Origin of the sequence: Mesorhizobium sp. M7A.F.Ca.ET.027.03.2.1, assembly GCF_003999175.1 — a bacterium.
Lineage (GTDB): Bacteria > Pseudomonadota > Alphaproteobacteria > Rhizobiales > Rhizobiaceae > Mesorhizobium.
In genome coordinates, this window is sequence record NZ_RZOM01000142.1 from 1 (window position 1) to 8,619 (window position 8,619).

Annotated in this window: 5 protein-coding genes; 1 reads left to right on the plus strand and 4 read right to left on the minus strand. The window is 63.7% G+C overall.

The window, feature by feature from the left end:
- Positions 1-1,351, minus strand: a 1,351-nt coding sequence (gene priA / locus EN750_RS09025; RefSeq protein ID WP_127396210.1) for a primosomal protein N', incomplete at its 3' end; no start/stop codon positions are given.
- Between the two features lie 90 nt (positions 1,352-1,441).
- On the opposite strand from priA, the gene fsa reads away from it, so the two are divergent.
- Positions 1,442-2,098 carry a fructose-6-phosphate aldolase gene (gene fsa / locus EN750_RS09030; protein WP_127270489.1) on the plus strand — a complete coding sequence of 219 codons (657 nt, stop codon included), beginning with the start codon at positions 1,442-1,444 and terminating at the stop codon, positions 2,096-2,098.
- 77 nt (positions 2,099-2,175) lie between these two features.
- Here fsa and EN750_RS09035 read toward each other — a convergent pair whose 3' ends face one another.
- From EN750_RS09035 to leuS, 3 genes are all read right to left on the minus strand, one after another.
- Positions 2,176-4,854: a DNA translocase FtsK gene (locus tag EN750_RS09035; RefSeq protein WP_127396211.1), complete on the minus strand. Its 2,679-nt coding sequence runs from the start codon at positions 4,852-4,854 to the stop codon at positions 2,176-2,178.
- 310 nt (positions 4,855-5,164) lie between these two features.
- Positions 5,165-5,743 carry an LPS assembly lipoprotein LptE gene (lptE, locus tag EN750_RS09040; protein ID WP_127269446.1) on the minus strand — a complete coding sequence of 193 codons (579 nt, stop codon included), beginning with the start codon at positions 5,741-5,743 and terminating at the stop codon, positions 5,165-5,167.
- Positions 5,730-8,354: a leucine--tRNA ligase gene (leuS, locus tag EN750_RS09045; protein ID WP_127396212.1), complete on the minus strand. Its 2,625-nt coding sequence runs from the start codon at positions 8,352-8,354 to the stop codon at positions 5,730-5,732. Before leuS ends, lptE begins: the two co-directional genes overlap by 14 nt.
- Positions 8,355-8,619 lie beyond the last annotated feature (265 nt).

Consider the following 8,619-nt stretch of genomic DNA (forward strand, 5'->3'; position numbering starts at 1 on the left):
GCCAGGCCGAGCAGACCGGGCAGCCGAAGCGGTGGCCGCAGACCCGGCACAGCGTCAGCGGCGCATAGCCGCGCCGGTTGAGGAACAGCAGCGACTGCTCCTGCCTCTCCAGCGTCTGGCGCATCTGGTCGAGCAGCACCGGCGACAGGAAGCCACCGCGCGCCGGCGGTGCGCGCCGCATGTCGACCGCCTTCAGATGCGGAAGTGCCGCCTCGGCGAAGCGAGCTGAGAGCACGGCCCTGTTGTAGCGGCCCTGGCTGGCGTTGACCCGGCTTTCGACCGACGGCGTCGCCGACGCCAGCACCACCGGAAAGCTGCCGATATGGCCGCGCACCACGGCCATATCACGCGCATTGTAGAAGACGCGGTCCTCCTGCTTGTAGGCAGGGTCGTGCTCCTCGTCGACGACGATCAGGCCGAGCTCCTTGAACGGCAGGAACAGCGCCGAGCGCGCGCCGGCGACGACCCGCACACCGCCCTCCGCCACTTGCCGCCAAACCCGCTCGCGCATCCGCGGCGGCAGGTCGGAATGCCATTCGCCCGGCTTGGCGCCGAAGCGCTGCTGGAAGCGCTCGAGAAAGGCATGCGTCAGCGCGATTTCCGGCAGCAGGATCAGCACCTGCCTGCCCTGGTCGAGCGCAGCCGCCACCGCCTCGAAATAGACCTCGGTCTTACCGGATCCGGTGACGCCGTCGAGCAGCGCGACGTTGAACACGCCGGCTGCGACATTGGCGCGCAGCATCTGCGCCGCGTCGCTCTGGTCCGGCATCAGTTCAGGAATGGTGTAGCCGGGATCGGGCGCGGCCACGACCGGGCGCGGCGGGATCATCACGGTCTCGAACACGCCTTGCGCCCTCAGCCCGTCGATCACCGTCGACGACACGCCGGCGGCGTGAGCGAGGCCGGAGCGCGTCCAGGCAAGGCCGCCTTCGGCCGTCTCCAGCACACGCTGCCTGGCGCCCGTCATCCGGTCGGGTGCGAGAAGCGTGCGCTGCAGCCCTTCGATCCACGGTTCGGGGTCGAAAGCCTCCGGCGCCCTGAGCAGCATGCGCGCCACCATGCCCGGAGGCGACAGCGTGTACTGCGCCACCCAGTCGACGAAACGGCGCATCGCTCGGTCGATCGGCGGGCAGTCGAAGACCTGTTCGATGGGGCGCAGCTTTTTCGCGTCGACCTTCTCGACCGCGCCGTCCCAGACGATGCCGGCGACCTGCCGCGGCCCGAGCGGCACGCGCACGATCGAGCCCGGCACCACGCGCATGCCGGCCGGCACGGCATAGGTGTAGGGGCGTTCGGCGGGCATCGGCACCAGCACCGGTGCGGCTGCGACAAAGGGCGAATCTTCGATCATGAGGCGTGACCTTGCCCTGACTTTGGTCTAGATCAAAGGCCGACCCCGAATGTGCATGACATGCACATGAAAATCTTCAGGAGACCCGCCATGAAATTTTTTGTCGACACCGCCGACGTCAAGGATATCCGTGAGCTGAACGATCTGGGGCTGCTCGACGGCGTCACCACCAATCCGTCGCTGATCCTCAAATCCGGCGGCAAGATCGCCGACGTCACCAAAGAGATTTGCGACATCGTCAAGGGTCCGGTCTCGGCTGAAGTCACCGCCACTGAATATTCCGAGATGATGCAGCAGGCCAAGGTTCTGGCCAAGATCGCCGACAATGTCTGCATCAAGGTGCCGCTGACGCTGGACGGTCTCAAGGCCTGCAAGACGATCCGCACCGAGATGAACCGCCTGGTCAACGTCACGCTGTGCTTTTCGGCCAACCAGGCGCTGCTGGCGGCCAAGGCCGGTGCCTCGTTCATCTCGCCCTTCGTCGGCCGCGTCGACGACATCGGCATCGACGGCATGGAGCTGATCCAGGAGATCAGGCAGATCTACGACAATTACGATTTCCAGACTGAGATCCTCGTCGCTTCGGTGCGCACCGTGAACCACGTCAAGCAGGCGGCCCTCATCGGCGCCGATGTCGTGACCGCCCCCCCGGCGACCCTGAAGGCGCTGGTCAAGCACCCGCTGACCGACAAGGGCCTGGAACAGTTCCTCGCCGACTGGGCAAAGACCGGCCAGAAGATCGGCTGAAGCCGCACCACTTTCAACTGAAAAAGGCCGGGTGACCGGCCTTTTTTAATGTGCTTCAGGCGCCAAGGGTCCGCCGCTCAGTCCGCACTGTCATCGTCAGGCGCGGTCGCCTGCTGGCGCCGTCCCATGATGATTTCGCGTTTGCCGACATGGTTGGGTGCGCCGACCAATCCTTCCTTTTCCATGCGCTCGACCAGGGATGCGGCGCGGTTGTAGCCGATGCCCAGGCGCCGCTGGATGTAGGACGTCGAACACTTCTTGTCGCGCACCACCACCTTGACCGCCTCGTCGTAGATGGCATCGCTGTCTTCGGCTGCAACGGATCCCTTGTCGAAGACCGCCTGGTCGTCTTCGATTTCTTCCTCATCCTCGTCGGCTGTCACGGTTTCCAGATATTCTGGGCGGCCCTGCGCCTTCAGATGCGCCACGACATGCTCGACCTCGGCGTCGGAAACAAACGGCCCGTGCACGCGCGAAATGCGCCCGCCGCCCATCATGTGCAGCATGTCGCCCTGGCCAAGCAACTGCTCGGCGCCTTGCTCGCCCAGGATGGTGCGGCTGTCGATCTTCGATGTCACCTGGAAGGAAATCCGGGTCGGGAAGTTGGCCTTGATCGTGCCGGTGATGACGTCGACCGAGGGGCGCTGCGTTGCCATGATCAGGTGAATGCCGGCAGCGCGCGCCATCTGCGCCAGACGCTGGATGGCGCCTTCGATCTCCTTGCCGGCAACCATCATCAGGTCAGCCATCTCATCGACGATGACGACGATGTAGGGCATCGGCGCAAGGTCGATTTCCTGCTGTTCGAAAAGCGGCTCGCCGGTGCCTTTTTCGAAGCCGGTCTGCACGGTCATGACAACCGTCTCGCCCTTGTCGCGGGCAGTGGCGGCGCGCTCATTGTAGCCATCGATGTTGCGCACACCGAGCCGCGCCATCTTGCGATAACGGTCCTCCATTTCGCGCACGGCCCATTTTAACGCCGTGACGGCTTTTTTGGGGTCCGTGACGACGGGCGTCAGAAGATGCGGGATGCCGTCATAGACGGAGAGTTCGAGCATCTTGGGATCGACCATGATCAGCCGGCATTCTTCCGGCTTCAGCCGGTAGAGCAGCGACAGGATCATGGTGTTGATGGCAACCGACTTGCCGGAGCCGGTGGTTCCGGCCACCAGCAGATGCGGCATTTTCGCCAGCTCGGCGATAACAGGCTCACCGCCGATCGTCTTGCCGAGACAAAGCGCCAGCTTACAGCTGGTCTTGCGGAAGCCTTCCGATTCGATCAGCTCGCGGAAATAGACGGTTTCGCGGGTCTCGTTGGGAAGCTCGATGCCGATGACGTTGCGGCCAGGCACGACGGCGACGCGCGCCGAAATCGCAGACATGGAGCGGGCGATGTCATCGGCAAGCCCGATGACACGCGAGGATTTGACGCCCGGCGCCGGCTCGAACTCATAAAGCGTGACCACCGGGCCTGGGCGAACATGAATGATTTCGCCACGCACGCCGAAGTCCTCGAGCACGCTTTCCAGCAGATCGGCGTTCTGCTCGAGCCGCTCCTGCGACATGTAGAAGCCTTGTCCCTCCGGTGGCTGCTGCAACAGCTCTTCCGAGGGAAGCTCATAGGGATCGCCCGCGGTTGACAGCACGACCTTTCCAGCCCCAGGCAAGCGCGCAGAGCGGGCGGCAACGGCCCTGGCAGGGACGTTCACAATTGGCGCGGCCGACGCGGAAACGGCGTCGCTTTTGGCGGCTGGGATTGCGACAGGCTGGACCGGCGACGGCGCATCGCTCGCCGGCACGCCGGGTTGGGCCACGGCCTGGTTCGAATTGGCCGGACAAGCATCCGGCAACGGCTTCAAGGCTTGGCCCGGAAGGCAGTCGATGACACGAAACAATGCGGTGGCATCGGTCCCTGGGCGAATATCGATCGGCGAAGTGGTGACTGGCGCCACGGCGAGCGGCGCAGGCGACGCTGGACTGGTCTGCCGGGCCGGCGACGAAACGTCGACCAGATAGGGTGCCATGGCCTCGAAGAAGGCATGATCCGAAAGATATGGCCAGCGCAACCTTTCGGAAGTGGTCGTTTTGGCGCCCGGAGCAACGGACGCGCGCGCGGATGCCCGTGCCATAGCGACCGTCCTCGGCGGCATCGGCGCAACGGCTGGCACCTTCTCCCTGGCGCGCCCCGCGGCAGCAAAAGCAGCAGCAGCCGGCGGCAGTGGCCCTTGCGTGGCGTGGCCGGCCAGCGGCTGGGAAGCAGGGCTTTTCACCGAAGCCGGCAATGCCAGGAGCGAAGGCGCGGAGGACGCCCCTTTGATCATGGATTGCGCAACGGCTTGCTCTGCTGGGCGCGTCGCGGCGTGTTCGACAACACGCTCGTGCTGCGGACGATGCTTCCTGGCCTCATAGTCCGGCGTGCGTGTAAAACGCACGTTGGGTGCAAGGAAGAAATATTCCTGCCAGGCAGGGCTCTCGATATCGCCGATTTTCGAAAGCGTGTCGTCCGAGCCACCCCGCGGCTCCATATAGGGCCGCTTGTTGCCACCGAGATCGACCACCGGCGCTGAATAGCCGGCCTGGCGTGTGGCGGGCTGCCGGCCGCCCGGCTCCTTGCGAGCCGGACGATCAAGGTCGCCTGCCGCGGAAGAACCTCGCTGACCACCCCTGTCGCCGATGCTCTCGGAGCGCTTCCCCTCGGGATCATCAGGCGATGCGGCCGTCGATAAATTGACCCGGGAAAAACGCTTGGCTTCCATTCTCAAGACTCACTCTGAAATGTCTGCCGAGCAATAGGGAGCGAGTGGTTAACAGTTGCTTCCCGGATGGATCGCCGACCATCCTGGGCACCAAAATCTTCGTGGTAATCTGCGAGCGACACGGCACGATCGTCGTCTCGCCGCATCCACGCCGGTGGCGCGATCTACTCGCCGTGCCGCAGCAGCTCGATGGGTATCTTCGGACAATCCCTGTTCGGAATCTGGCTCTGTTCGAGAATCTGGTCATGATCCCGCGATCACCCCATCATGCCTGGGGCGCCGGACCGTTTCCGTGAAGCGATGAGGTGCGCTAGCCGGTCTTGCCGTGCCGGACAAGGTCCTGGGCAATGGACAGCTGCAGCGCTTCCGCCAACTCTCGCGCAGCGCGATTCTCGGCGTCGATCTGCGCCCGGTATGCGGCGAATTCCTGACGCGGCCTGTCGAAGGACGAGGTGATCGAACGCTTGCCGGATGCGATCACCACGCCGGTCTTCGCATCGGCCAGCGTATAGCTGCCGGTCAGCGTCACGGAACCGGCGGTCGGTTCGTCTTCATCCGTTCCGACCTGCACGAGTGCCGCGGACTCGACCGCTTCGGTCACGCCGAGATTGAGCGAATAGACCGGCGAGGCCGGCTCGCCGGCGCCTCGTCCAAACCCGAAAATCAGATTGTTGCGCACCTGTTGGCCGTAACGCGTATTGACCGGCTTGATGCCGATCAACGCCAGTTCGGCACTGGCACTGGCCTGCGAACCCGACAGTGGCGCGCTCGAATAGAGCGGCCGCACCGTGCAGGCCGAGACAAGCGCGAGCGAACCTATCAGGCCGGCAAGCGCAATGCGGCGCAGCAAATGGTTCAACTCTGTCTTTTCCCGATCAGGCAACGACATTGACGATCCTCTGCGGCACGATGATCACCTTGCGCGGAGCCTTACCTTCAAGTGCTTTCTGCACGAAGTCGAGAGCCAATACCGCTTTTTCGACCGCACCTTGGTCCGCGTCGCGGGCAATTGTCAAATCCCCCCGCTTCTTGCCGTTGACCTGTACCGGATAGGTGACTTCGATGTCGACGACCAGCGCCGGATCGAAGACCGGCCAGGGCCGTTCGGCAACGAGATCGGTGCCGCCAAGCGTCGCCCAGCACTCCTCGGCCAGATGCGGCATGATCGGCGCGATCAGATGCACGAGAATCTCCACCGCCTGCCGACAGGCGCCTTTCAGCGCTGCATCGGCCTTGCCTTCGGCCACCTCGTTGAGCGGCGTGGTCAGCGCGTTGGCCAGTTCGTAGATGCGGGCGATGGCGCGGTTGAAAGCGAGCTTCTCGATATCCTCTCCGACCGCCTTCAGGATCTTGTGCGCGGCCTTGGAAACCAATGCGGCCTCGCCGCTGCTGGCCGCCACGGGCTTGATGCCGGCCAGTGTTTCGGCGGCCGTCGACACCAGGCGCCAGATGCGCTGGATGAAACGATGCGCACCGGCGGCGCCATCGTCGGTCCACTCGACATCGCGCTCGGGAGGAGAATCGGACAGCATGAACCAGCGCGCCGTATCGGCGCCGTAGCCATCGGTGATGTCTTCCGGGCTCACCGTGTTCTTTTTCGATTTCGACATCTTTTCCAGCGGGCCGATGGTGACGGCCTCGCCGGTGGCGATGTCGATGGCGCTGCGCTTGCCGTCGACGTCCTCCAGCCGAACTTCGGTGGGCGCCAGCCAGCGGCCATTCGATGCCGAGCCGACGCGATAGGTTTCGTGCACCACCATGCCTTGCGTGAACAGGCCCTTGAACGGCTCGGCCAGATCGACATGGCCGGCCTCGCGCATGGCGCGGGTGAAGAAGCGCGAATAGAGCAGATGCAGGATCGCGTGCTCGATCCCGCCAATATACTGGTCGACCGGCAGCCATTCGTTGGCCGCCTTGGGATCGGTCGGTTCATGCGCCCACGGCGCGGTGAAGCGGGCAAAGTACCACGACGAATCGACGAACGTGTCCATCGTGTCGGTTTCGCGCCGCGCATCCCTGCCGCATTGCGGACATTTCACATGGCGCCATGTCGGATGCCGGTCGAGCGGATTGCCCGGGCGATCGAAATCGACATCGTCGGGCAGCTTCACCGGCAGGTCCACCTTCGGCACCGGCACCACGCCGCAAGCCTCGCAATGGATCATCGGGATCGGGCAGCCCCAGTAGCGCTGGCGCGAAATGCCCCAGTCGCGCAGGCGGAAATTCACCTTGCGCTCGGCCATCGGCCGGTTGCCGATGGTCTTCTGCTCCAGCAGTTTGGCGACTTCGTCGAAAGCCTGATCCGGCTTCATGCCGTCGAGAAAGCGCGAATTGATCATCACGCCGTCATCGACATAGGCTTCGTCGATGATCTGGAACGTCGCCGGATTCTCGCCTTCCGGCATCACCACCGGAATCACCGGCAGGCCGTATTTGTTGGCGAAGTCGAGGTCGCGCTGGTCGCCGGACGGACAGCCGAAAATGGCGCCGGTGCCGTATTCCATCAGCACGAAATTGGCGACATAGACCGGCAGCGTCCAGTTGTCGTCAAACGGATGGACGACGCGGAGGCCGGTGTCGAAACCCTTCTTCTCAGCTGTCTCCAGCGCCGCCACCGAGGTGCCCATATGGCCTATATCGTCGATGAACTTCGCCAGCGCCGGATTGTGCGCAGCGGCCTTCTTGGCCAACGGATGATCGGCGGCGACAGCCATGAAGGAAGCGCCGAAGATGGTGTCGGGCCTTGTCGTATAGACTTCCAGCTCATGCTCGCCATCAGAGGCGTCGGCCAGAGGCCAACGGATCAGCAGGCCTTCCGAGCGGCCGATCCAGTTCTGCTGCATCAGCTTCACTTTTTCCGGCCATTCGTCGAGGCCGTCGAGCGAATCCAGCAGATCCTGCGCGAAATCGGTGATCTTGAAGAACCACTGCGTCAGTTCGCGCTGTTCGACCAGCGCGCCCGAGCGCCAGCCGCGCCCGTCGATGACCTGCTCGTTGGCGAGCACCGTCATGTCCTCCGGATCCCAGTTGACCTTGGAGGATTTGCGCGTCACCAGCCCCTTCTCGACAAAATCGAGGAACAGGATCTGCTGGCGGTGGTAATAGTCGACGTCACAGGTGGCGAATTCGCGCGCCCAGTCCAGCGACAGCCCCATGACCTTGAGCTGCTCGCGCATGGTGGCGATGTTCTGGTAGGTCCATTCCTTGGGATGGACCTTGTTCTGCATCGCCGCGTTTTCGGCCGGCATGCCGAAGGCGTCCCAGCCCATCGGGTGCAGCACGTTGAAACCCTTGGCCCGCTTGTAGCGCGCCACCACGTCGCCCATCGTGTAATTGCGGGTATGACCGATATGGATGCGCCCCGACGGATAGGGGAACATCTCCAGCACATAGTATTTCGGGCGCGGATCGTCATTGTGCGCTTCGAACAGCTTCTTGGCGTCCCAGGCCTTCTGCCATTTGGGCTCTGACGCGCGCGGATTGTATCGTTCGGTTGCCATGGGGCGTTTTTCACTTAAAAGCATGCGCGAACTGCGGGCGACGGCTCGGCAGTTCAGGGAATGTGGTCCGGGTGTTCACCATGGTTTGGCAAACCCGTCAACCATATGGGTATCGCGTCTGACAAAAACGCCGGCCAAAACAGCAGGATTTGCATATGGGTGACGCCGTTCAGCAATTTTTCGCGGTCAGGGCGAAGATCGCCGCCGCCGAGCGCGAGGCCGGCCGCGAAGCCGGCGCCGTGACGCTGGTCGCGGTCTCCAAGAC

What these genes read in the sequence shown, in the direction of transcription:
- fsa (WP_127270489.1), top strand. Translation starts at nt 1,442, where the DNA reads ATGAAATTTTTTGTCGACACCGCCGACGTCAAGGATATCCGTGAGCTG.
- EN750_RS09035 (WP_127396211.1), bottom strand. Translation starts at nt 4,854, where the DNA reads ATGGAAGCCAAGCGTTTTTCCCGGGTCAATTTATCGACGGCCGCATCG.
- lptE (WP_127269446.1), bottom strand. Translation starts at nt 5,743, where the DNA reads ATGTCGTTGCCTGATCGGGAAAAGACAGAGTTGAACCATTTGCTGCGC.
- leuS (WP_127396212.1), bottom strand. Translation starts at nt 8,354, where the DNA reads ATGGCAACCGAACGATACAATCCGCGCGCGTCAGAGCCCAAATGGCAG.